At 69.6% G+C, this 22,903-nt stretch carries 27 protein-coding genes; 10 read left to right on the forward strand and 17 right to left on the reverse strand.

The window, feature by feature from the left end:
* Window positions 1-37 precede the first annotated feature (37 nt).
* The 5 genes from ACY0MJ_RS21270 to ACY0MJ_RS21290 are packed head-to-tail and all read right to left on the reverse strand — an operon-like array spanning window position 38 to window position 7,998.
* Window positions 38-736, reverse strand: a complete 699-nt coding sequence (locus ACY0MJ_RS21270) for a class II aldolase/adducin family protein (RefSeq protein ID WP_462640555.1) — start codon at window positions 734-736, stop codon at window positions 38-40.
* Entirely contained in the window at window positions 733-2,007 is a 1,275-nt protein-coding gene (otnK, locus tag ACY0MJ_RS21275; protein ID WP_462640556.1) for a 3-oxo-tetronate kinase, read from the reverse strand. Before otnK ends, ACY0MJ_RS21270 begins: the two co-directional genes overlap by 4 nt.
* The gene (locus tag ACY0MJ_RS21280) at window positions 2,004-4,232 is read right to left on the reverse strand and encodes an ATP-binding response regulator (RefSeq protein ID WP_462640557.1); all 2,229 of its coding nucleotides are present in this window, start codon (window positions 4,230-4,232) and stop codon (window positions 2,004-2,006) included. Before ACY0MJ_RS21280 ends, otnK begins: the two co-directional genes overlap by 4 nt.
* A 20-nt stretch (window positions 4,233-4,252) precedes the next feature.
* Window positions 4,253-7,318, reverse strand: a complete 3,066-nt coding sequence (locus tag ACY0MJ_RS21285; protein WP_462640558.1) for an FAD-binding and (Fe-S)-binding domain-containing protein — start codon at window positions 7,316-7,318, stop codon at window positions 4,253-4,255.
* Window positions 7,315-7,998, reverse strand: a complete 684-nt coding sequence (locus ACY0MJ_RS21290; RefSeq protein ID WP_462640559.1) for a GntR family transcriptional regulator — start codon at window positions 7,996-7,998, stop codon at window positions 7,315-7,317. Before ACY0MJ_RS21290 ends, ACY0MJ_RS21285 begins: the two co-directional genes overlap by 4 nt.
* Window positions 7,999-8,128: 130 nt before the next feature.
* On the opposite strand from ACY0MJ_RS21290, the gene ACY0MJ_RS21295 reads away from it, so the two are divergent.
* The 5 genes from ACY0MJ_RS21295 to ACY0MJ_RS21315 all read left to right on the forward strand — a co-directional run bounded on the left by ACY0MJ_RS21295 (window position 8,129) and on the right by ACY0MJ_RS21315 (window position 12,334).
* The gene (locus tag ACY0MJ_RS21295) at window positions 8,129-9,358 is read left to right on the forward strand and encodes a pyridoxal-phosphate-dependent aminotransferase family protein (protein WP_462640560.1); all 1,230 of its coding nucleotides are present in this window, start codon (window positions 8,129-8,131) and stop codon (window positions 9,356-9,358) included.
* A 43-nt stretch (window positions 9,359-9,401) separates the two neighbouring features.
* Entirely contained in the window at window positions 9,402-10,370 is a 969-nt protein-coding gene (locus ACY0MJ_RS21300; RefSeq protein ID WP_462640561.1) for a Bug family tripartite tricarboxylate transporter substrate binding protein, read from the forward strand.
* On the forward strand, window positions 10,367-11,143 hold the full coding sequence (locus ACY0MJ_RS21305; protein WP_462640562.1) for an enoyl-CoA hydratase/isomerase family protein: 777 nt from the start codon (window positions 10,367-10,369) through the stop codon (window positions 11,141-11,143). The genes ACY0MJ_RS21300 and ACY0MJ_RS21305 overlap by 4 nt, the downstream gene beginning before the upstream one ends.
* A gap of 85 nt (window positions 11,144-11,228) precedes the next feature.
* Entirely contained in the window at window positions 11,229-11,522 is a 294-nt protein-coding gene (locus ACY0MJ_RS21310) for a hypothetical protein (protein ID WP_462640563.1), read from the forward strand.
* Between the two features lie 20 nt (window positions 11,523-11,542).
* Window positions 11,543-12,334 (forward strand): alpha/beta fold hydrolase, encoded by a 792-nt coding sequence (locus ACY0MJ_RS21315; RefSeq protein WP_462640564.1) that lies wholly within the window; start codon window positions 11,543-11,545, stop codon window positions 12,332-12,334.
* Here ACY0MJ_RS21315 and ACY0MJ_RS21320 read toward each other — a convergent pair.
* Complete coding sequence (locus ACY0MJ_RS21320; protein WP_462640565.1) at window positions 12,331-13,017, reverse strand: ArsR/SmtB family transcription factor; 687 nt, start codon at window positions 13,015-13,017, stop codon at window positions 12,331-12,333. The two genes, ACY0MJ_RS21315 and ACY0MJ_RS21320, sit on opposite strands and share 4 nt — an antisense overlap.
* A 64-nt stretch (window positions 13,018-13,081) precedes the next feature.
* Between ACY0MJ_RS21320 and ACY0MJ_RS21325 the strand changes: the two genes are divergently transcribed.
* The 4 genes from ACY0MJ_RS21325 to ACY0MJ_RS21340 all read left to right on the forward strand — a co-directional run bounded on the left by ACY0MJ_RS21325 (window position 13,082) and on the right by ACY0MJ_RS21340 (window position 16,586).
* Entirely contained in the window at window positions 13,082-14,101 is a 1,020-nt protein-coding gene (locus tag ACY0MJ_RS21325; protein ID WP_462640566.1) for a cytochrome P450, read from the forward strand.
* Window positions 14,089-14,433: an antibiotic biosynthesis monooxygenase family protein gene (locus tag ACY0MJ_RS21330; protein ID WP_462640567.1), complete on the forward strand. Its 345-nt coding sequence runs from the start codon at window positions 14,089-14,091 to the stop codon at window positions 14,431-14,433. The genes ACY0MJ_RS21325 and ACY0MJ_RS21330 overlap by 13 nt, the downstream gene beginning before the upstream one ends.
* Before the next feature lie 165 nt (window positions 14,434-14,598).
* Complete coding sequence (locus ACY0MJ_RS21335; RefSeq protein WP_462640568.1) at window positions 14,599-16,011, forward strand: PAS domain-containing protein; 1,413 nt, start codon at window positions 14,599-14,601, stop codon at window positions 16,009-16,011.
* Window positions 16,008-16,586, forward strand: coding sequence for a GAF domain-containing protein (locus ACY0MJ_RS21340; protein WP_462640569.1), 579 nt, complete (start codon window positions 16,008-16,010; stop codon window positions 16,584-16,586). The genes ACY0MJ_RS21335 and ACY0MJ_RS21340 overlap by 4 nt, the downstream gene beginning before the upstream one ends.
* Here the strand turns inward: ACY0MJ_RS21340 and ACY0MJ_RS21345 are convergent, their stop codons facing one another.
* From ACY0MJ_RS21345 to ACY0MJ_RS21375, 7 genes are all read right to left on the reverse strand, one after another.
* Window positions 16,587-17,141 (reverse strand): dihydrofolate reductase family protein, encoded by a 555-nt coding sequence (locus ACY0MJ_RS21345; RefSeq protein ID WP_462640570.1) that lies wholly within the window; start codon window positions 17,139-17,141, stop codon window positions 16,587-16,589.
* Complete coding sequence (locus ACY0MJ_RS21350; protein WP_462640571.1) at window positions 17,138-17,971, reverse strand: DMT family transporter; 834 nt, start codon at window positions 17,969-17,971, stop codon at window positions 17,138-17,140. The genes ACY0MJ_RS21345 and ACY0MJ_RS21350 overlap by 4 nt, the downstream gene beginning before the upstream one ends.
* The gene (locus ACY0MJ_RS21355; protein ID WP_462640572.1) at window positions 17,968-18,303 is read right to left on the reverse strand and encodes an MliC family protein; all 336 of its coding nucleotides are present in this window, start codon (window positions 18,301-18,303) and stop codon (window positions 17,968-17,970) included. The genes ACY0MJ_RS21350 and ACY0MJ_RS21355 overlap by 4 nt, the downstream gene beginning before the upstream one ends.
* A gap of 41 nt (window positions 18,304-18,344) precedes the next feature.
* Window positions 18,345-18,605, reverse strand: coding sequence for a GNAT family N-acetyltransferase (locus ACY0MJ_RS21360; protein ID WP_462640573.1), 261 nt, complete (start codon window positions 18,603-18,605; stop codon window positions 18,345-18,347).
* 37 nt (window positions 18,606-18,642) lie between these two features.
* Window positions 18,643-19,131, reverse strand: coding sequence for a T6SS immunity protein Tdi1 domain-containing protein (locus ACY0MJ_RS21365; RefSeq protein WP_462640574.1), 489 nt, complete (start codon window positions 19,129-19,131; stop codon window positions 18,643-18,645).
* Between the two features lie 48 nt (window positions 19,132-19,179).
* Window positions 19,180-19,701 carry a DUF6933 domain-containing protein gene (locus ACY0MJ_RS21370; protein ID WP_462640575.1) on the reverse strand — a complete coding sequence of 174 codons (522 nt, stop codon included), beginning with the start codon at window positions 19,699-19,701 and terminating at the stop codon, window positions 19,180-19,182.
* A gap of 253 nt (window positions 19,702-19,954) precedes the next feature.
* Window positions 19,955-20,188, reverse strand: coding sequence for an addiction module protein (locus tag ACY0MJ_RS21375; protein WP_462640576.1), 234 nt, complete (start codon window positions 20,186-20,188; stop codon window positions 19,955-19,957).
* A gap of 59 nt (window positions 20,189-20,247) precedes the next feature.
* Between ACY0MJ_RS21375 and ACY0MJ_RS21380 the strand changes: the two genes are divergently transcribed.
* Window positions 20,248-20,448, forward strand: a complete 201-nt coding sequence (locus ACY0MJ_RS21380) for an addiction module protein (protein WP_462640577.1) — start codon at window positions 20,248-20,250, stop codon at window positions 20,446-20,448.
* A gap of 335 nt (window positions 20,449-20,783) precedes the next feature.
* Here ACY0MJ_RS21380 and ACY0MJ_RS21385 read toward each other — a convergent pair whose 3' ends face one another.
* From ACY0MJ_RS21385 to ACY0MJ_RS21400, 4 genes are all read right to left on the reverse strand, one after another.
* Window positions 20,784-21,080: a type II toxin-antitoxin system RelE/ParE family toxin gene (locus ACY0MJ_RS21385; protein ID WP_462640578.1), complete on the reverse strand. Its 297-nt coding sequence runs from the start codon at window positions 21,078-21,080 to the stop codon at window positions 20,784-20,786.
* A 7-nt stretch (window positions 21,081-21,087) separates the two neighbouring features.
* Window positions 21,088-21,309, reverse strand: a complete 222-nt coding sequence (locus ACY0MJ_RS21390) for a hypothetical protein (protein ID WP_462640579.1) — start codon at window positions 21,307-21,309, stop codon at window positions 21,088-21,090.
* Between the two features lie 106 nt (window positions 21,310-21,415).
* Window positions 21,416-21,736 carry a hypothetical protein gene (locus ACY0MJ_RS21395; protein WP_462640580.1) on the reverse strand — a complete coding sequence of 107 codons (321 nt, stop codon included), beginning with the start codon at window positions 21,734-21,736 and terminating at the stop codon, window positions 21,416-21,418.
* Window positions 21,736-21,966: a DUF433 domain-containing protein gene (locus ACY0MJ_RS21400; protein ID WP_462640581.1), complete on the reverse strand. Its 231-nt coding sequence runs from the start codon at window positions 21,964-21,966 to the stop codon at window positions 21,736-21,738. Before ACY0MJ_RS21400 ends, ACY0MJ_RS21395 begins: the two co-directional genes overlap by 1 nt.
* Window positions 21,967-22,903: the final 937 nt, after the last annotated feature.

Genomic DNA, 22,903 nt, shown 5'->3' on the forward strand with positions numbered 1-22,903 from the left:
GGCCGCCGTTGCGGCGGCATGCGGGTCTACCCGGGGGCTACCAGCGGGCGCCGAAGGCGGTGTGCAGTTCTTCCAGCGCGGCGGGGGCGAGGGCGGCGGGCTTCGGATCGGACAGCTGCCACAGCCGCGCCGTCTCCTCCAGCTCCTCCAGCACGGCCATGGCCTGCGCCGGCGAGTCGTGCCAGACGTTGGGCCCCAGCCGGCTGAGCATGACCGCGCGCAGCGGCGTGCCGGCCGCGGCATAACGCGCGATCAGGTCCGCGACCTTCCCGCCGACCTCGGGCGCGCCCGGCCGGTGGTAGGGCACGACGGGCACGTGGCCCACCTTCATCACGAAGTAGGGCGTGATCGGCGGCAGCAGCTCGCCCTGCGCCTCGCCCAGCGTGAGGGCCACGCAGTGGGTGCTGTGCGTGTGGATGATGCAGCGCGGCGCAGCCGCCGGCGCGTGCGCCTCGTAGATGCGCCGGTGCAGCACCAAGGTCTTGCTGGCCGGCGCGCCGCCGACCTGCCTGCCCGCGCCGTCCACCTTGGCCAGCGCCTCGGGATCGAGGAAGCCCAGGCATGCGTCCGTCGGCGTGATCAGGAAGCCGTCGTCCAGCCGCACGCTGATGTTGCCGGCGGTCGCGTGCACGTAGCCGCGGTCGAACAGGCTCTTGCCGACGCGGCAGATCTCTGCCCGTGCCCGTGCTTCTTCCGTAGGCTGGCGGTGAGCCGCAGGCGAACCCCAGCTCGTCATGCCAGCCTCCCGAAGGCCTTGCGGAAGAAGTCCACGCTGCCGAAATTCCCCGACTTCAGCGCCAGGTGCAGCCCGGCGCCGCCGCAGGCCTGCGTGCTCGCATGGCACCAGGGCACGCCGGGGTCGATCTGCGCGCCGATGCGCATCTGCTCCACGCCGAGCGCCTGCACGACGGCGCCGGAGGTTTCTCCGCCGGCCACCACCAGCTGGCGCACGCCCTGCGCGACGAGGCCCTTCGCGACGGCGGCCAGCGCCTGCTCCACCAGCGCGCCGGCGTCGTGCACACCCAGCTGCTGCTGCACGGCGCGCACGTCCTCGGGGGTGGCGGTGGAATGGACCAGCACCGGGCCCGCGTCCAGGCGAGGCTGCGCCCAGGCGAGCGCGGCATCGACCACCGCGTCGCGCTCGCGCGCGAGCTGCAGCGGATCGATCGCGTGGGCGGCGCCGCCGGCCGCGCGGAAATCCGCCACCTGCTGCTGCGTCGCCTGCGAGCAACTGCCGGAGACGATCGCCTGCCTGCCGCTCGCCGCAGGCAGCGCCGCCGCGGCCGCGGAAGGCTTCAGCCCGTGGTTGGGCGGCAGGCCGATGGCCACGCCCGATCCGGCCACCACCAGCGGCGCGTCGGCGATCGCGCGCCCGAGTTCCAGCAGGTCCGCGTCGGCGACCGCGTCGACGATGGCCAGGCGCACGCCCTGCGCGCGCAGATGCGCGATGCGCGCGCGGATCGCTTCGCTCCCGCCGCGCACCACGGCGTGCGGGATCAATCCCACCTTGCCGCGCGACTGCGCCTGCAGCACGCGCACGAGGTTCGCGTCGGTCATGGGCGTCAGCGGGTGCTGGCGCATGCCCGATTCGCTCAGGAGCACGTCGCCCACGAACAGGTAGCCCTGGTACACGGTGCGCGCGTTCTCCGGGAAGGCCGGCGTCACGCAGCAGAAGTCCGCGCCGAGCGCGTCCAGCAGCGCTTCCGCGACCGGCCCGATGTTGCCGGCCGGCGTGGAGTCGAAGGTGGAGCAGACCTTGAAGTAGAACTGGCGGCAGCCCTGGGCGCGCAGCCATTCCAGGGCGGCGAGCGATTGCGCCACGGCGTCGGCGGCGGGGATGGTGCGCGACTTGAGCGCCACCACCACCGCGTCCGCGTCGCCCACGGGTCGCCGCGGCACGCCGATGGCCTGCACCACCTGCATGCCGGCGCGCACCAGGTTGTTGGCGAGGTCCGTCGCGCCGGTGAAGTCGTCGGCGATGCAGCCGAGGAGGAGGGGTCGTGTCATGCGTTTCCTTGTTCTTCGTGCAGGGCGTCCGCCACGGCGTCCAGCAGGGTGTCGGGCGTCGCGGGCTTCACCAGGTGCTGGCGGAAGCCGGCTTCCAGCGCCTGCGCCGCGTCGGCCGCCGTGCCGTAGCCGGTGAGGGCGATCAGCTGGCAGCGGCTGCCGTTGGGGTGCCCGCGCAGGCGCGCGGCCAGCTCGTAGCCGCTCATGCCCGGCAGCCCGATGTCCAGCACCGCGACCTGCGGCGCGAATTCCTCCAGCAGCGCCAGCGCCACCCCCGGATCGTAGGCGATGCGCACTTCGTAGCCCGCGAGTTCCAGCAGGGCGGCGGCCGTGTCGGCGGCGTCCTGGTTGTCGTCCACCAGCAGCACGCGCCCGCGGCCGGATGCGGCGGTGGCATCGCGCGAGGGCGCGGCGTCCACGGGCGGCAGGATGGTGGGCAGGCTCACCGTCAGCGTGCTGCCCTGCGCCTCGCCGGCGCTCTGCGCCCGCACCGTGCCGTGGTGCATCTCGACCAGGCTGCGCACGATGGGCAGCCCGAGGCCCAGCCCGCCGCGCGAGCGGTCGGCGCCCTGCGGCGCCTGGTAGAAGAGGTCGAACACGTGCGCCAGCACGTTCGCCGGCATGCCGACGCCGTCGTCCTGTACCTCGATTTCAGCCTGGTCCCCGGCGCGGCGCAGCCGCAGCGCGATGCGCCCCTCGGGAGCGGTGAACTTGATCGCGTTGCCCAGCAGGTTGTGCAGCACCTGGCCGAGCCGAACCTCGTCGCCGGACACCCAAAGCGTCTCGGCGTCGGGCGCGATCTCCAGCGTGAAGCGGCGCAGGCCCAGCACCGGCTGCACCACCTGCGCGGCATGCCGCACCAGTTCGGCCAGGCGCAGCGGCTGCATCCGCATCTCCAGCCGCTTGCCGGTGATGCGCGAGACGTCCAGCAGGTCGTCCACCAGGCGCTTCATGTGCGCGACCTGGCGCTCCATCACCTCGCGCTCGGCGCGCGTGGCCGCGTCCCCCTTGCGTCCCATCAGGTGCAGCGCGGTCGCCATGGGCGCGAGCGGGTTGCGCAGTTCGTGCCCCAGCATCGCCAGGAATTCGTCCTTGCTGCGGCCGGCTTCCTCGGCCTGGCGCAAGGCGTCGGTCGCGCGCTGCAGCAGTTCCTCGCGTTCCGTCTCGGCCGCCTGGCGCTCGCGCGCGGCGCGATCGCGATCGGCCGAGGCCACTTCCAGGGCGTGGCCCACTTCCCGCAGCTCGGCGATGCCCAGCGGCCCCAAGTGCACCGGCTCGCCGCGCCCCAGCGCGCCGGCGGCGGCCTTGAGCGCGTCGATCGGTTCGGTGACCGAGCGCGTGAAATACCAGGCGAGGAAGGCCGCCAGCGCCAGCGAAGCGAGCAGGCCCATGCCCACCGCGCCGAGCACGCCGACCAGGCCGTGGCCCGTGTCCTCCGCGGAAATGCCGGTGACGACCACCCAGCCCCAGGCCGGCAGGCGGGTGAAGCCGGTGTGGGTGCGCTGTCCTTCCAGCGTCATGGTGATGCCCGTGCCTTCGAGGGTGCTTCCCTGCAGCAGCGCGCGCAGCGAGGGGGAAGGGCCCTGCTGCGGGTTCGAGCGGGTCCGCGCCACGCGCGTGAGCGTCTGGTCGAAGATGGCCACGACCGAGGTGGCGGGCACGTTCTGCCGCAGCAGCACGGCCTGCATGTGCTGTGTGGGGATCACCGCCGACACCACGTAGGCGAGCGCGCCGCCTTCCAGCACCGGCACGCGCACCGCGAAGGCCGGGCCGACGTTGCGCCGTCCGACGGCGACGCGGCCGACGACGGGCTGGTGCGTGTCCAGGATGCGCGCCATGCTTTCCTGGTCCACCGGCGCGGGGCTGACGCTTTCGTGCCGCACGGCGGAGCTCAGCAGGACGTGGCCCTGGCCGTCCGCCAGCACCACCGAACGCCAGCCTTGCGCGTCGGCGATGCGCTGCGCCAGGTCCTGGAAAGCGGGGAGCCGGCTCGGCTCGAGTTCGTCGGACAGCGCCAGGCTTTGCAGCACGCCGATGGTGGCGCGCAGCTCCGCATCGACGGCCGTCGCCAGCGCGCGCGAGACGGCGAGCGCCGTCCCCTGGGCATCGCGCTGGCGCTCGTTGCCCAGGTAGGCCAGCACCGCCGCCGCCACGATCGCCAGCGGCAGCAACCCGCTCGCCGCCAGCAGGAAGAGGCGGAAGCGGAGCGGGCGGGCGGTGGTCACGGGCTGATTGTGCCCTCCGCTCAGCCCCGCAATGACATGCGCAGCAGCACCGCCGCGTGGATCGCCTCGCGCTGCGCGCCGTCGTGGATCTGGTGGCGGCAGCTGGTGCCGTCGGCCACGACGATCGCGTCCGGCGCGGAGCGCACGGCCGGCAGCAGGCTCAGTTCGGCCATCTGCATGGAGACGGCGTGGTGCTTCGCCTCGTAGCCGAAGCTGCCGGCCATGCCGCAGCAGCTGGATTCGACCAGCTGCGGCTGCACGCCCGGCACCAGCTTCAGCACCTCCAGCACCGGCGACACCGCGCCGAAGGCCTTCTGGTGGCAGTGGCCGTGCACCAGCACGGGCTTGCCGAGCGGCTTCAGCCGCGCGCGCAGCGCTTCCAGCCGGCCGGCGGCGGCTTCGCGGGCCAGGAACTCCTCCAGCAGCAGCGATTGCCTCGCCACCGCCTGCGCCCGCGCGCCGAAGCCCATGGCCGTCATCTCGTCGCGCATGGAAAGCAGGCACGAAGGCTCCAGGCCCACGATCGCGATGCCGCGTTCGGCGAGCGGATGCAGGGCGTCCAGCAGTTCGGCGGCCTTCGCCTTCGCCTCGTCCACCATGCCGGTGGCGAGATAGGTGCGGCCGCAGCACAGGTGCCCGCCGCCGGCGTGCTGCTTCGCGGCGACGTGCACCGTGTAGCCGGCGGCCTGCAGCACCTCGAAGGCCGCCTGCGCGTTGGCCGATTCGAAGAAGCCGTTGAAGGTGTCGACGAACAGCACGACCGGCTTCGCGGACGCGAGCAACTCCTCGCGCGTCGCGCCGCGCACGCCGCTGTTGAAGAAATGGCGCGACTGCCATTGCGGCAGGCTGCGTTTCGCCGAGAAGCCCAGGAGCTTTTCGCCGAGCGTGGCGAGCAGCGGGATGCGATTTCGCAGGTTCAGCAGCGGCGCGAAGCGGCTGGCCGTCGCGGCGTAGTCCGGCAGGCGGGCGATGAGCCGGTCCTTCAGCGACCAGCCGTTCTTCTTCCCGTCGGCATGCCTGAACTCGATCTTCATGCGCGCCATGTCCACGCCCGTGGGGCAGTCGCGCTTGCAGCCCTTGCAGCTGACGCACAGGTCCAGCGCCTCGCGAACCGCATCGCTCGCGAGCCCGTCCGGGCCGAGCTGGCCGCTGACGGCCAGGCGCAGCGTGTTGGCGCGCCCGCGCGTGAGGTGCTGCTCGTCGCGCGTGACGCGGTAGCTCGGGCACATGGTGCCGGCGTCGAACTTGCGGCAGTGCCCGTTGTTGTTGCACATCTCCACCGCCTTGGCGAAACCCTGGGCGGGATCGCCGCCCGTGCCGGGCGCCGTGGTGCGCTCGGTGGCGGGGTCGTTCTGCACGTCCCAGGCGCTCCAGTCCAGCGCGGTCTGCAGCGGGATCACCTTGTAGGAAGGCGGGAAGCGCATCAGCCGCGTGTCGTCCATGCGCGGCGGATCGACGATGCGCTGCGGCGACAGCAGGCCCAGCGGATCGAACAGGCCCTTGATCTCCCGGAAGGCGTCATCGATCCGCGGGCCGAACTGCCAGCGGATCCACTCGCCGCGGCACAGGCCGTCGCCGTGCTCGCCGCTGTAGGCGCCCTTGTACTTGCGCACCAGCGCCGAGGCTTCCTCGGCGATCGCGCGCATCCCCGCCGCGCCGTTGCGGCGCATGTCCAGGATCGGCCGCACGTGCAGCGTGCCGACCGAGGCGTGCGCGTACCAGGTGCCCTTGGTGCCGTGCTTGCGGAAGACCTGCGTGAGCGCGTCCGTGTACTCGGCCAGGTGCTGCAGCGGCACGGCGCAGTCCTCGATGAAGGAGACCGGCTTGCCGTCGCCCTTGAGGCTCATCATGATGTTGAGGCCGGCCTTGCGCACTTCCCACAGCGCCTTCTGCGGCGCTTCCTCGGGCATCAGCACCACCGAGCCGGGCAGGCCCAGGTCGCCCATCAGCTGCTCGAGCTCCGCGAGCTTGCGCGTGAGCGCGGCGCGGTCGGCGCCGGCGAATTCGACCAGCAGCAGCGCCTCGGGCTCGCCGATCAGGGCCGCGCGCACCGTCGGCGCGAAGGCGGGGTTCTGCAGCGACAGCTCGATCATCGTGCGGTCGACCAGTTCCACCGCCGTGAGCGTGCCGTCCGTGCCCAGCTTCACGATGTGCTGCGCCGAGTCCATCGCCTGGTAGAAGCTGGTGAAGTTCACCACGCCCAGCACCTTGGCGCGCGGCAGCTCCGACAGGCGCAGCTTCAGGCTGCGGGTGAGCGCCAGCGTGCCTTCGCTGCCGACCAGCAGGTGCGCGAGGTTGACGCTGCCGTCGGCCGTGTAGGGCCGCTCGTTCTGGTTGTGGAAGACGTCCAGGTTGTAGCCGGCCACGCGGCGCAGCACCTTGGGCCAGTGCGCCTCGATCTCGGGCCGCAGGGCCAGCGCGAGGTCGCGCACGCGTTCGCCCAAGGCGCGAGCGGCACCCGCCGCTTCGTCGAAGCGGCCGAAATCGTGCAGGGCGCCGTCGGAGGTCCAGGCCTGCGCGCCCAGCACGTTGTGCACCATGTTGCCGTAGGCGATGCTGCGGCTGCCGCAGGAGTTGTTGCCGGCCATGCCGCCCAGCGTGGCCTGCGCCGCCGTGGAGACGTCCACCGGGTACCAGAGGCCCGTCTTCTTCAGGTGCGCGTTCAGGTGGTCCAGCACGATGCCGGGTTCGACGGTCGCCGTGCGGTTGGCGGCGTCGACCTCCAGCACGTTGCGCACGTGCTTGGAGAAGTCGATCACGAGGCCCGCGCCCACGGTCTGCCCGCACTGGCTGGTGCCGCCGCCGCGCGGGACGATGGGCACCTTCAGGTCGCGGCAGATGTCCAGCGCCATGCGCGCGTCCTCGGCCGAGTTCGGCACGAACACCCCGACCGGCATCACCTGGTAGATGGAGGCGTCGGTGGCGTAGCGGCCGCGGTCCGCCGGCGAGAACAGCACCTCGCCCTGCGTCTCGGACGCGAGGCGCTGCGCGAGCCGGCCGGCGACTTCGTTGCTGGCGCGGGAGACCTTGTCGTACGCGGCGCCCGCGGCCTCGCGCGTGACTTCCAGGGGCAGGGGGGCGTTCATGCCGCGTTCCCCTTCTGCGCCGCGCGCAGCTGCTCCAGCACCACGTCGCGCTTGTTGCGCAGGTGGGTCACCAGCACTTCGCGCATGGCGGCGCCGTCGTGGGCGGCCAGGGCTTCGATCATCTTCTCGTGTTCCTTCACGGCGCGCTTCCATTTCTCGCCGTCCTGGTTGGAGCGGAAGCGCAGGGCCTGCAGGCGGGCGTTCACCTGCTGGTAGACGGTGGCGAGCACCGGGTTCTTGGCGGCGGCGCTGATCGCCTCGTGGATGCGGGCGTTGAGCGTGTAGTAGCCGGAGAGGTCGCGCCGGGTGTAGGCGGCCATCATCTCGAACTGCATCGCCTGGATCTCGGCCAGCTCCTGCGGCGTGATGCGCTGGGCGGCCAGTTCGCCGGCCAAGCCCTCCAGCCCGGCCATGACTTCGAAAGTATTCAGGATATCGGCTTCGCTCAGGGAAACTGCTATCGCGCCGCGGTTGGGCAGCAGTTCCACTAGCCCCTCGGCGGCGAGCATCTTGATGGCTTCGCGCAGGGGGGTACGAGAAACATGCAGCAGTTCGGACAGCTCGCGTTCGTTGAGCTTGGCGCCCGGGGCGATGCGCCCTTCCACCAGCATCTGGCGCAGGCGCTGCGCCGCCTGCTCGTGCAGGGAGGCGCGCGGGATGGAGATCACTTCCGCGGTCATGGGGCGCTATTTTGTATGCAATCCTTAACCCGTGCAAACGGGAGACTTCGGGTTGGGTGGTGTTGACAATTGAATTTTGTATGCAAAAAATGAGGGCCTCCTAGCAACCCTCCGGAACACACCTAGCCTTATGGTCACGCTCGATTTCCATCCCACCGGCCGCCACTTCCTGCAGATCCCCGGTCCGTCGCCCGTGCCGGATCGCATCCTGCGGGCGATGAGCTACCCGACCATCGACCACCGCGGCCCCGAGTTCGGCGTCCTGGGGCTGCGGGTGCTGAAGGGAATCCAGCAGGTCTTCCAGACGAAGCACCCGGTGGCGATCTACCCCGCCTCGGGCACCGGCGCCTGGGAAGCCGCGCTCGCCAACACCATGAGCCCCGGCGACCACGTGCTGATGTACGAGACCGGCCACTTCGCCACGCTGTGGAACAAGATGGCCACCCGCATGGGCCTGAAGACGGAGTTCCTGGGCCTGCCCGGCACCGAAGGCTGGCGCCGCGGCGTGCAGGCGCACCTGATCGAGGAGCGCCTGAAGGCCGACAAGGAGCACAGCATCAAGGCCGTGTGCGTGGTCCACAACGAGACCTCCACCGGCGCCACCAGCAACATCCTGGCCGTGCGCCGCGCGATCGACGCCGCGAAGCACCCCGCGCTGCTGCTCGTGGACAGCATCTCCGGCCTGGCCTCGGCCGAATACAAGCACGACGAGTGGGGCGTGGACGTCACCGTCAGCGGCTCGCAGAAGGGCCTGATGATGCCCCCCGGCATCAGCTTCAACGCGCTGTCGCCGAAGGCGCTGGAAGCGAGCAAGGCGGCGAAGATGCCCAAGTCCTTCTGGGCCTGGGACGAGATCGTCGAGATGAACAAGACGGGCTATTGGCCCTACACGCCCAACACCAACCTGCTGTACGGCCTGGCCGAAGCCTGCGACATGCTGCTGGATCCCGCTTCGGGCGGCCTGGAAGGCGTCTTCGCGCGCCACCGCCGCTGGGCCGAGGGCGTGCGCGGCGCCGTGAAGGCCTGGGGCCTGGAAACGCAGGTCACCGAAGCGGCGAGCCAGTCGCCCGTGCTCACCGGCGTGGTGATGCCCGAAGGCGTGGACGCCGACGCCGTGCGCCGCGTCGCCTACGAGCGCTTCGACCTGTCGCTGGGCACCGGCCTGGGCAAGATCAAGGGCCGCATGTTCCGCATCGGCCACCTCGGCGACTGCAACGACCTCACGCTGATGGCGGCGCTGTCCGGTTGCGAGATGGCGTTCAAGCTCTCGGGCGTGAAGCTCGCCGGTTCCGGCGTCGCGGCCGCCATGGAATATTTCGCCGGGCATCCGGCACCAGTCGCCCTGCAGAAGGCGGCGTGACGATTCCCTTGTTCCCCCAACCACCTCAGGAGAGAGAGACAACATGAAACGCAGAACATTCATGACCGGTGCCGCGGCCACCCTTGCGCTGCCGTCGCTGGCGGGCGCGCAGGCGCTGCCCAGCGGGCCCGTGCGCCTCGTCGTCGGCTTCGCGCCCGGCGGCGGCACCGACATCCTGGCGCGCGTGATCGGCCAGAAGCTGGCCGACATGTGGAACACGCAGGTGATCGTCGAGAACAAGGCGGGGGCCTCGGGCACCATCGCCGCCGACTACGTGGCCAAGCAGCCGGGCGACGGCACGGTGCTGCACATGGCGCACATCAACAGCCATGCGATCGTGCCCAACCTGCAGAAGCTGCACTACGACGCCGAGAAGGACTTCCAGCCGATCGCGCTGGTGGGCGTCACGCCCAACCTGCTGATCTGCGGCCAGATGCAGCCGGCCAAGACCGTCAAGGACCTGGTGGCGCTGTGCAAGGCCAACCCCGGCAAGATCAGCTTCGGCTCCGCGGGCCCGGGCTCGGCCCAGCACCTGGCGCTGGAGATGTTCATGCTGCAGGCCGGCGTGAAGGCGATCCACGTGCCGTACAAGGGTTCCGGCCCGATGCTGACCGACCTGATCGGCGGCCAGGTGCAGTACAGCTTCGACACGATGACGGCCGCCACGCCGCACGTGAAGAACGGCAAGGCCGTCGCCATTGCGCAGACCCGCCAGAAGCGCGCCGCCGGCCACCCGACGGTGCCGACGATGTCCGAGTCCGGCTTCCCCGGCTTCGAGGCGACGACCTGGTACGGCCTGGTCGGCCCCGGCAAGATGTCGCCGGCGCTCGCCAAGCGCATGAACGAGGACGTGAACAAGGCCCTGCAGATGCCCGACGTCATGGCCAAGCTGGAAGTCTCCGGCGCGGAAGACGGCGGCGGCTCCGTGGAGAAGTTCAAGGAGTTCATGCACACCGAGCAGGTCAAGTGGGCCAAGGTGATCAAGGAAGCGAACGTCAAGGTCGACGCTTGAGCGAAGGTGCGGTCCACCTCGAGGTGAACGGGGGCATCGCCTCCGTCACCTTCGACCGCCCGGAGGCGCGCAACGCGATGACCTGGGCGATGTACGAGCGGCTGCGCGCGATCTGCGAGCAGCTGCGCGGCGACGCCTCGGTGCGCGCGGTGCGCTTCCAGGGCGCCGGCGGCGAGGCCTTCGTCGCCGGCACCGACATCGCGCAGTTCCAGGACTTCAAGAGCGGCGAGGACGGCATCCGGTACGAGCGCCGCATCGACGCCACGATGGAACTGCTGGCTTCCCTGCCCATGCCCACCGTGGCCGTGGTGCAGGGCTGGTGCATCGGCGGCGGCCTCGCCATCGCCAGCACCTGCGATTTCCGCATCGCCACGCCGGCCAGCAAGTTCGGCGTGCCGATCGCGCGCACGCTGGGCAACTGCCTGTCCATGGCCAACGTGGCCGGGCTGGTGGCGAGCTTCGGCCGCCCGCGCGTGCAGCGCCTGCTGCTGCTGGCCGACATGGTCGGCGCCGAGGAGGCGCAGGCCTGCGGCTACGTGCTGGAGGTCGTGCCGGCCGACGGCATCGAAGCGGCCGCGCAGAAGCTGTGCACGAAGCTCGCGTCGCTGGCGCCGGTGACGCAGCAGGTGAGCAAGGAAGCCCTCGGCCGCCTGCTGCGCCACGACCTGCCGGACGGGGAAGACCTGATCCGGCGGACGTACGGCAGCGAGGACTTCCGCGAAGGCGTGCAGGCGTTCGTGAACAAGCGTCCGCCGGCCTGGAAAGGCCGCTGAAGGGCAGGGGCGCGCCACGCGCCCCCGTCCTACGCCACCCCCTGCAGGCGGCTCCTACCATGGCCTCATCCCCCAAGGACTTGCCATGGCCGCCAAGCCCTCCGATCCTCATCCGGACTCCCGGTCCCCCGTGCGCCCCGGCGCGCCGATCGACCTGACGACTTCCGTCGCGGGCGAGGAAGACCCGGGCGCTTCCATCGACCTCGCCGTGCACCGCACGCAGCCGCCGATGGCCCCGGGCGACGAAGCCCCCGCGGGCACGCCCAGCACCGGCGAGGACGTCTGCCCGCAATGCGGCGGCACGGGCCGCATCGGCGCCTCGGCCTGCCCGAACTGCCAGGGCACGGGCAAGGTGATCGTCGGCATCGGCGGGGCCTGAGGGAAAGGACGCTGCGGCCGATGCAGAAGTTCGCTCCCGGCCGCATCGGCGCCCTGCCGCCGCTGCGCGCCTGCCAGACGCCCGCGGGGCGCGTGACCTATCTCCTCTCCGGGGCGGGTCCGCATTCGATCATCCTCTTCAGCGGCGCCGGAGTGAGCCTGGAAGGGTGGCAGCCGCTGTGGCCTGCCGTCGAGCGGCTCGGCATGGTGCTCGCGTGGAACCGCTTCGGCATGGCCGGCAGCGACCCGCCCCGCGAGCCGCAGACCGGCGCCGTGGTGCTGGGCACGCTGCGCGAGCTGCTGCGCCACACGGGATTGCCCGCGCCCTACGTGCTGGTGGGCCATTCGCTCGGCGGCCTGTTCGCCAACCTGTTCGCGCGGCTCTACCCCGAGGAGACGGCCGGCGTGCTGTTCGTCGAGGCCACGCATCCCGGCGACGGCGAGATGCTCAAGAAGCACGAGAACCAGCTGGTGCGCGCGCTCGGCAAGCTGCTCGCGCTGCCGCAGGTGCTGTTCCAGAAGAACGTGCACGGCGAACTGGAATGCGCCGACGACACCGGCCGCGAGGTCGAACTCGCCGGGCCCTTCCCGCCGGTGCCGGTGCGCGTGGTGACCGGCGGCCTCACGCCCAAGTCCTGGCTGCTGTCGCCCGGCGCCGTGGGCGCCAAGCGCGCGCACCAGCAGGAGCTGGCGCGGCTGTCGCCGCTGGGCGAGCAGGTCATCGCGCAGAAGAGCGGCCACTTCCCGCAGCTCACGCAGCCGGAGCTGGTGCTCGCCGTGCTGGCGGAGCTGCTGGAGACGGTGCGCGTCTAGAGCTTCAGGCCCAGCGCGGCGAATTCCTGTTCGCCCGCGGCCGTGATGCGCACTTCGCGGCTGTGCCTGCGCCGCTCGATCCAGCGGCGCGCCTGCAGTTCCTGCGCGAGCGCGGCGCCCAGCGCGCCGCCCAGGTGGTCGCGGCGCTCCGACCAGTCGAGGCAGCGGCAGGCGAACTGCCGCCGGCGCGCCTGCGTCGAGGCGACGTCGATGCCCAGGCCGGTGAGCGCCCTGGTCCCGCGCGGGGTGAGCGCGAGCTGCTTGGGCTCGTCCTCGTCGTCGCGCAGCCAGCCCTTGCGCAGCATCAGCGCCAGCAGGCCGGTGCCCAGCGCGCCGGCCAGGTGGTCGTAGCAGTAGCGCGCGCGCCGCAGCGGCAGCGGCGTGGTGACGCGCGTGCTGGCCGGCTTGCGCGGCGCGATGCGCATGAGGCCTTCCACCATCTGCGCGACCTGCTCGGAAGCGAAACGGAAGTACTTGTGGCGGCCCTGCGCCGCCGCCTCGACGAGGCCGTCCTCCAGCAGGCGCTTGAGGTGCGCGCTCGCCGTGGCCGGCTCCACGCCGGCGCCCAGCGCCAGCTCCTTGGCGGTGAGCGCGCGGCCCTCCATCAGCAGGGCGAGCATCTGGATGCGGCGCGGGTCGCCGACGGTCGCGGCGATGCGGGCGAGATCGGGTTCGGCTTCCATGCTTCGATCGTAGCCAAACTGTTCCCGCTCGACAAACATGGCGCGGCGCCGCACACTGGCCCGCATGGACGAACCCCGCGACGTGGTGGCCGCGCCCAGCCATCCGCAGCCGTATGCCTGGTATGCGCGGCTGCGCCGCACGAAACCGCTCTTCTTCGACGAGGCGTTGCGCCTGTGGGTCGCGAGCGGCTCGGTGGTGGTGCGCGAGGCCCTGCTGCACGCGCAGCTGCACGTGCGCCCGGCGGCGGAGCCCGTGCCCGCGGCCTTGCTCGGCACGGTGACCGATGAAGTGTTCGGGCAGCTCGTGCGCATGACCGACGGGGCGTTCCACGCGCGGCACAAGCCCGGCGTGGCCGCGGCGAGCGCACGCTGGGCAGAGACGCGGGTGCGCGAAGCGGCGGAGGCCGCGGCCACCGACCTGGCTTCCCGCATGGATGTCGATCCCCTGCTGCCCGCCATCCCCGTGCAGGCGATGGCCCGCCTGCTGGGCGTCGCGGCGCAGGAGCTCGATGCCACGGTGGCCCGTGTCCACGACTTCGTGCAAGGCATCGCGCCGGGCGCGAGCCGGGACGCGATCGCCCGCGCGGACGCCGCCTGCGTCGTCCTCATGGCCCAGGGCGAGTCCGAGGGCCTCTCGCGCGTGCAGGCGGCCAATCGCATCGCGCTGATGCAGCAGGCCAGGGACGCGACGGCGGGGCTGATCGGCAACTGCATCGCCGCCCTGCAGCGCACGCCGGAGCAGGCGATCGACACGGCCTGGGTCACCGACGTGGCGCGCCGCGACCCCGCGGTCCACAACACGCGCCGCTTCGCCGCGCGGGACCTCGTGCTCGCCGGCCAGCCGATCGCGGCGGGCCAGGGCGTGCTGCTGGTGCTGGTGGACGAGGAGGGCGGCCTGGCCTTCGGCCATGGCGCCCACGCCTGCCCCGGCGAGCGGATCGCCCTGGGCATCGCCACGGCAGCGCTGCGCGCGCTGCAATCCGCCGGCGCGTTGCGCCGCTTCGGGCCGGTCCGCGGCTACCGCCCCTTGCCGAATGCCCGCATCCCCATCTTTTCCAAGGAGGACCCCTCATGGTCGGCGTGATCTTCGAAGTCTGGCCCCATCCCGAGCACCGCGATGCCTACCTGAACTGGGCGGCGGATCTCAAGAACGAACTGGTGAAGATGGAGGGCTTCCTCTCCATCGAGCGCTTCCAGAGCCTGACCGACCCCGACAAGCTGCTGTCGCTTTCCTTCTGGCGCGACGAGGCGTGCCTGGCGAAGTGGCGCAACCTGGAGGCGCACCGCGCCGCGCAGGCCGCGGGCCGCAAGACGATCTTCCGCGACTACCACCTGCGCATCGCTTCCGTGCTGCGCGACTACGGCATGGAAGACCGGGCGCAGGCCCCGCAGGATTCGCGCGCGCTGCACGGGTGAGGCCGCGGGGGCGCGCCTGCCGCGGCAGCGCTCGGCCATCGGCTTTGTCCTACAAGGGCGCCGCGATGCGGCCGACGCCGGACATGGCATTTGCCGTGCATGCTCGTAGCCACGCGCAATCGCCACCGGCTGGGGTGCCCGACGCCGCGGTGGCAAGGAGCGGCAATGAACGACAACGATGCATGTGCCCGGCAGGGACCGGCGGCGAGCTGGCTGCGGCAAGGAGGGGAGATGGCGGAGCGCATCCGCCGCCATCCCTGGGCCGCCACGGATGTCGGCCCCATCGAATCGTGGCCGGCCAGCCTGCGCACGGTCGTCAACATGATGCTCGCCTCGCAGGCGCAGATCGTGCTGTTCTGGGGTACCGAGCTGCGGGCCTTCTACAACGACGCCTATGCGCCCACGATCGGCCGCAAGCACCCGCACGTGCTCGGCCGCCCCGCGGCCGAAGGCTGGGCTGAACTTTGGGACGACCTCGGGCCGCTGCTGCGCTCGGTCCTCGAGACCGGGCGGACCGTGGCAGCGACCGACCGGCCGTTCCGCATCGACCGGCAGGGCTTCATGGAGACGGTCCACTTCGACATCTCCTACTCGCTGGTGCGCGACGAGGAGGGCGGTCCGGCCGGCGTGCTGTGCATCGTGAGCGAGACGACGCAGCGCGTGCTGGCGGCGCAGAAGCTCGCGGAGAGCGAGGCGCGGCTGCGCGAGGCATCGGAGCGCATCGCCCTGGCGCTGAACACCGGCACGGTGCTGGGCACCTGGGTCTGGGACGTGAAGGCCGACCGGTTCACGGCCGACGAGCGCTTCGCCCGCTGCTTCGCGCTCGACCCCGAAGCCATGCAGAGGGGCTTGCCCCTGCAGGAGGTGAAGCAGTCCATCCATCCGGAGGACGTGGACCGCGTGAACCGGCTCGTCACGGCTGCCATCGAGAAGGGCGGCCCCTACTGCGCCGAGTACCGCGTGCCGCGCAGCGGCGGCGGCTGGCGCTGGATCGAGGCCAACGGCCACGTGGAGCTCGACGCCGAAGGGCACGCTCACCGCTTCCCCGGCGTGCTGATCGACATCGACCGGCGCCGCGCCGCCGAAGTGACGATGCGCCGCAGCGAGGCGCGCTTCCGCGCGCTGGCGCAGGCCCTGCCCACGCCGGTGTGGACGGCCCGCCAGGACGGCAGCGTGGACTGGGTCAACCAGCGCATGCTGGAGTACACCGGCCTGCGCACGGGCAAGCTGCTGGACGAGGGATGGCTCATGCCGATCCATCCGGAGGACCTGCCCGGCACGCTGGCCCTGTGGCGCGCGGCCGTCGCGAGCAGGGAGGACTTCCAGGGCGAGTTCCGCTTCCGCCGCCACGACGGCGCCTGGCGCTGGCACCTCACCCGCGCCGTCTGCTCCGAGGACGCGGACGAAGTCCGCTGGGTGTGCACCACGACCGACATCGAGGACCAGAAGGCATCGCACGCCGCGCTCGCCGAGCTGAACGCCCGGCTCGAGGAACGCGTGCAGGAACGCACGCGCGACCTGTTGAACGCGCTGGGCCACCTGCCCGAGGCGCGCGGCGAGAAGGTGGTGCAGTCATGATCGGCCCCTCCGAACGCTACCGCCTGCTGCTGGAAGGGCAGAACCGCGCGCTGCAGCTGGCGAACGACGGCGCCGCGCTGCGCGACATCCTGGAGGTGCTGGTGCGCACGGCGGAGTCGCTCGCCGAGGGCAGCTTCCTCGCCTCCATCCTCCTGCTGGACGAGGACGGCAGGCACCTGCGCCACGGGGCGGCGCCTTCGCTGCCCGACGCCTACAACGAGGCGATCGACGGACTCGAGATCGGCCCGAACGTCGGCTCCTGCGGCACGGCGGCGCACTTCGGCCACGCGATCGTCGTGACCGACATCGAGCGCAACCCGCTCTGGGCGGACTACCGCGGGCTGGCGCTGCAGCACGGCCTGCGCGCCTGCTGGTCCACGCCCTTCCTCGCGAAGGACGGCTCCGTGCTCGGCACGCTGGCCCTGTACTACCGCGAGCCGCGCGGGCCGACGGAGAGCGACCGCAACACCGTCAAGATGATCGGCAACGCCGCGGCGATCGTACTGGAGAACGCGCGCCTGCAGTCGCAGCTGCGGCAGTTGCGGGAGAGCAGCCCGGACCGCGAGTGCGCGTGATCAGCGCGCCGGCACTTCGTAGCGCAGCTCCGCGAATCCGCTGCCGACCTGCCGCACCGAGGTGAGGCGAAGCGGCGGCGCCGTGAGCCGCCGCGGGAACAGCGGCTTGCCCTGGCCGAGCGTGACCGAGCCGACCTGCACGATGATCTCGTCCAGCAGGCCGGCATCGAAGAACTGGCCGGCCAGGTCGCCGCCGCCGACGACCCAGAGGTTCTTGCCCTTCGCCGCGGCGCGCATTTGCTCGTGCACCGGACGGACGTCGCCCTGCGCGAAGAACAGGTTGGCGCCGGGGACGCGGGGCAGGGTGCGGCTGGAGAAGATCCACGTGGGTTGCGTGTAGGGCCAGGCGGTGCCCATCTGGTCCTGCACCTTCACCGCGTGGCGGAGCATCCACTCGTAGGTGGACGAACCCATGGCCAGCGCGCCGACTTCGGCGATGAAGGAGGGATAGCTCGTCTCGTTGACGTCGCCGAGGGGGAAGAGCCATTCGAGCGAGTCGTCTTCGGTGGCGATGAAGCCGTCGAGGCTGGTGGCGGTGTAGTACTGGGTCTTCATGGGCGCTTGAACGTCAGTGCGATCCCCCCGAGGATCAGCAAGCCTCCGGCGACCTGGCCGGCGACCAGGCTCTCCTGCAGGAACACGATCCCGGCGATCGCGGTGATCAATGGAACACTCAATTGCACGGTCGACGCCTGGACGGCCCGCAGATGGGGCGTGACCGAGTACCAGACAACGTAGCCCGCCCCCGAGGTCAGTGCCCCCGAGGTGACGGCCAGCGCGATGCCTCGCGGCTGCCAGCTCCAGTGGCTGGCGGCCAGCGGCAGCAAGGTGACGGACAAGGCGGCGGCACGGACGAAGTTGCCGCGCGTCACGGCCTTGGCGTCCCGCGCGCGGCGGCCGCGGATGCTGTAGATCCCCCACGCCACGCCGGCGGCCGCCATGAGCGCCTGAGCGCCGAGGCTGTCGTGCGCGCCCGCGTCCTGTGCGAACACGAGGAGATAGAGGCCGGCGAGCGCGGCGGACAGGCCCGCCAGGTGCGCCAGGGTGGCGCGATCGCCGGCGGCCAGCCCCCCGAGCACCATCGTCAACTGCACCACGCCGAACAGCAGAAGCGCGCCCGCGCCGGCGGAAAGGCGGACATACGCGAACGAGAAGGTCGCCACGTAGGCGAAGAGTGCCAGGGCCGAACCCCAGTCCCCGCCGCCCGCGGCCTTGGCCGGCCGCACCAGCAGGGCCAGGGCGACCGCGCCCGAGGCGAGGCGGATCACCGCGAAGGATGCGGGATCGATGCCGGTGTCGCGGAGGGCCCAACGGCACAGGAGCGAATTGCCCGCGAAAGCGAGCATGGCGGCCGTCGTGAGCAGGGCGAGGCGGGCGAAGCTCACGGCGGCGCCTTGCAGTGCAGCGGCACCCTGCGGCCGATCTCCACGGTCAGGTCGTTCCCCTTGCCGCGGATCGTGGTGGGGCCGTTGCTGTAGATGAAGCCGGAGCCGCTGCGCTGCTGCGGAAGCTCGATCGCGTCCCCGTTGCGCAGCAGCACGGCGCGTTCCTGCGCCGGGAGGAAGCGGACGGAGAGGGATTGCCCGTCGGTGCAGCGGAAGGCCACTTCATGGACCTCCGGCGAAGGGCTGCGGGTCGGCGGCGTGGAGGTGCAGGCCGCGGCGAGGCAGGCGATGGTGGTGGCGGCGATCGAGTTGTTCACATGTTTGGTTGTCATGGGACAGAGGGAGGCGATCGCCTCGGCGCGGGTTGTCAAGTCTAGTGCCGCGCGCGCATGGAGACGACCAGGTGGTGAATCAGCCCGCGGCGCCCGTCATGCCCGCATAGCACTGTGCCCCGGAGTTCGCCGTACGGCTCGGCGACGAAACTGAGTCCCGGATTGCGGGAAAGAAACGCAGCGAGCCTGGGTGCTTCGTCCGCCGCGCTCAAACCCACGCCTTCGGATTGCTCCCAGAGCGTTCGCGCGGGAGCGATATGTCGCAATTCGAACTGAGCGACTTGTACGCGCGTGTCTTTCATGCGTGCCAACGATCCGGGTCGACCGAGCAGTCAGGGCTCACGCCGCCAGACCCATGACTTGACCGTAGATGTGCAGATGTACCCAGGCGTCTCCCTTCTCGTACGTTTCCAGGGCTCCGCTCCCGCCCAAAGCCGGGTACGGCACTGGATAGAAGCACTCTTCCAGGCTCAGGCTGCCCAAGCGGGTCACAAGAATTTCGAAGTCGCTCGCACGCAGCACATCCTCCTGGACCTTTGGATCGGCCAGGAACACCCTCTCGAAGTCCTGCAATGCGTCGCACCGCAGCGGGACAACTTGGGGATGCGTCGTGGTGAGTAGGGCGGTTTCCCGTTGATCCCCAGTGCAGAGAAACAGATCGCCAAACGCGGAGAGTCCGAATACCAGCGGATGTCGCGGCGCAACCCCAGCCCAGATGGGCGCCTTCGCGCGCAGATCGACAGGAGGGAAGCAGTGGTACACCGTGAGCTCTAGCGGGAAAGTGACCGGCACATTGCGACGAGGCTCCGCGCGGTGCAAGAGATCCAACGGCGAATCGCGGCGCCTTGCCGCAACGTATCCGGGGCGACCGCCCTGTCAAGGCGCACCGTGCCCAACCTTCGCAAGGATTGCCGACGAGGCGAACAGCGCCTGCGTTGCCCTTTCTGGGCTGGAATATCCAAGCGGCTTGCACGGCGTCTCCGCGAGCCAGAGCGATTGCTCGACGAGCGACCTCTCGGGGCTAACGTCCAGGCCGACCTGCAGCTGGAACACGAAATCGTTCAATGAGCCCAGCACGCTGCGACTGGCCGTGCGAGCGACTTGCACAGTACTCATTTCCGCTCTCTCCCGCTCAATTGCCGCTGATTCGATGCCGAGATGACCAAGAACGACGCAGACGGCGTCGGATAGGCGCCGGGGCAATGACTTCGCGTCCTTCGCCGGGAGGATAACGGGCAGAAGCGTCCTCTCGCTAATGCAAAGTACCAGATGCTGCGGCTTACGAGTGAGTACATGGGCGTACCAGTCCGCAAGTAGTGTCGTCGGCGGCCGCTCTACACCCGAGCCGGCCTCCAGACCGCGGGCGAGTAGCTTCTGGGTACAGCGGAGGGTAAGCATCGTCGGTTCAGTGCGCTAACGTGAAGGTGTCCGAGTCGAGTGACCTCTTATACGTCACGGTCGCGCCTCGTCGAGTAGCCTGGTCGCCTCTTCATCGGCGCGATCGCGACAACATGGATCTCGTGATCGTTGTGCAGGTAAACGAGCGAGAACTTGAACCCGCGATCAATCACCCGGCGCGTCTTCTTCCGGTGCTTCGGCCAAGCTTCGCGCAGAAACTCCGCACGCGCTTCCGGGTGGTAGCGGACCGCTCTCACCGCCGAATCAGACGGCGGGCTTCTGCGTGGACTTCTTCGGCGGGGGTAAGACGGACGGCGCCCGACTCGATCTCGGCTACCCGGCGTTCGATCTCCCGGTCCCAGGCAACCTCTGCGTCGGCGTCAACCTCCCCCTGCAAAGACTCAAGGAGTTCCTCTGCAAGTCGGGCGCGATCCTCGGCTGACAGGGTTCTGGCGCGAGCTGAAAGTTCGTCGACTAGGGTGGACATTGCGACCTCCGCATGCTTCGAGACAGTTTACTGTGTGGAATGCGCGTGTAGACCACATCTTGGACGAAGCGCTCGCACTGCCGGATGACGAGCGCTCGGGAGTTGCCGTCGCATTGCTCGATAGTCTCGAGAGTGCAGACCCAAGCGCCGTATCTGAAGCATGGCGCGACGAAATAAAGCGCCGCCTTGACGACCTGCGGGCCGGCAAGGTGCGCGCTATTCCCTGGACCGAAGTAAAGCAGCGATACCGCTCGCTGTGACCCGTTTCACCGCCGTTGTCCTTCCCGACGCCGAAGCGGAATTGCGCGAGGCCTTTCTCTGGTACTTCGATAAGAGCCCCTTGGCGGTCGATGCGTTCGGAACGGAAGTCGACGACCCCATCGACGGCCTGGAAGAGACTGCCGTCGACTGGCCAAAAGACGAACATGGCGTTCACTTCCACCACCTCAAACGCTTTTCCTACACTTTGCGATATGCAGTCGCAGGGAATGAAGTGAAAGTACTCGCCGTGGCGCACCAACGCAGTGCACCGAGCTACTGGACAAGCGCTGACCGCTGCGTGTCGGTGTCGACCGTTCTGTTCGACATCAGGCCGTCACAGCGTTGGACCACGCCCGCGGCTGGCGTGCCAGAACGCCAGAACAATGAGCTTGTCGGCGGTTGCACGATAGTAGACGTGGTACTTCGTGCGGGAGAGGTAGAGCCGTCGAACGTCGGAGTAATGACGCGTGCTGCAGCGAGCTCCTATGCCAGGTTGCTGTGCAAGCACCTCAAGAGCCTCGGCCAAATCCAGCCGAATAGCGTCTGGGGCCGCTGGCCGGTTTTCACTCCACCACTTCGCGGCTCGCTCGATCTGTGCCAACGCCCGGGGAGTGATCCCAACGGCAAGCACGCTCAGCTCAGGAGATGCGGCGAAGCCGTTCGAACAGCTCCGCGGCCGAAACAACCTCGCCGCGGTCCGCTTCGGCAATGGAGGCAGCGAGCTCAGATTCAAGCTCTTGCGGAAGCTCGAAAGTTTCGCTGTTGTCACGGGCGAGCACGGTCACGACTGTCCCTTCCGGCAAGGTAGTACCCTCCAGAACGATTTTCCCGTCGACGACAGTGCCGGTAGCGAGCTGCATAGTGGGATGCTACACCAGGGTTGCCGCGGCGCCAACCGGTGACGTCGAACGTGAAGGTGACCGGCGCCTTGCCGCAACGTGTCCGAGTCGACCGACCTGTTAGCCATCACTCCACGCTAACCTCGATGAAGCTGCCCGGGCGCGCCGTACCAACTGCTTCGAGCACCTTTGCTGTGACCGGACGGATCCGCGGCCAGCTAGTGGTGGATAGAACGACGATAGCCAGACGACACGCCGCCAGGTTCTGCTGATATCTCAGGTTCTTATCCGTCGTCAGGAAAACTTCGAACCCTTCAGCCTCCGCGGCTGCGATCAGCGCACCGTTCGCCAGTGTTCCCCACCCCAACTCGAACGCGGTCTCGACGGAATGTCCGACCAGCGCGTGGCGCCGCGGCGCCGGCGTGCCTTGGTCGAAGAGGATGCGCACTACACGACGGCCGCAGAACTCCGTGCAGTGTGCTCAAGAACAGCACGAACTTGGTCCAGGGACACGCCCGGGAACCACTGCACGAAGTCTTGAATCGACGCGCCGCCCTCCAGGTTCTCAAAGAGGGCGGCGACCGGAACGCGCGTGCCACGGAAAACCCAGGCGCCGCTCACACGACTGGGCTCTCGCTCCACTGCGGAACAGCTCGACCAGTCCATCATGGCGCACATGCTAGCACTGACGGTCGGTGATGGCTAACGTGAAGGTGAGCCGCACCCAGCGGCAAGGCGCCGCGAGGCGTACGATTTTCCAACGCGCCTCGCGGCGCCTTGCCGCTGGGTGTCGGTCTCGACCGTTCTGTTAGATCGCTGGCTCACGTTTCCATCCTGCCCGATTCCGAATCGCCCTCTCGACGACTCTAATCAGAGTGTCGCGCAGCTCTTGCGGTTCGACCGTTCTCCCGGGCGCGTTTCGAATGCGTCGGTGAATCGTCAGAGACTCGGATGCGACATCTTCGCCGTCCACGACGATCGAGGCAAACACTCGGAAGTCGGAGGAGAAGGCAAGATAGCCGACGGATACCTCGCCACGCTCGTCGGCCTGAGAATCAACAATCTTGTAGCCGATCCAATAGTCCTGGCCCCGCTCCGACCGCTCGTCCTCCTCGAACTGTAGGCGCGCCCCCACTCGGAGGCCTCCACCGAGTGACCGGCACAGGCAGGCCACTGTCGTTCGAACGTTCCGGCGTTGTGTGCTCATGGCATGCGCTGAGCGCCCGCGCGGTTTTCCCTGCGATCTAACGTAATGTCACTCGCGCGCCTCACCGCTTATCCAGCACGCGCCGGATAAATCGCGTCCCGGTGCGGTCGCAAGTACTGGATCTGCCTCGGTTTTCCTTGTGAAGTGCGGGATATGCATTGCTCGAAGTCCGCCAGGTTATCCGGCGCTGCTCATTCTTCAGTCGACGTCTGATACTACGACCGCTTGCCAGCAGGGTATACCTCCGACGAGCGGATGGCGCTCTCGGGCGACAAGTGCGCGCCATAAGAAAAAGCGCCGCATTGCGGCGCTTCCCGAAAGCCTGGGTCCCGGTGGTCTCAACCGGTCAACGCAACAGAATCGAACTGTTGCGGAGACCGAGATGAGAAAGATGAGGGCACGTAAGTA

This window comes from Ramlibacter sp. bp-362, from assembly GCF_054956735.1.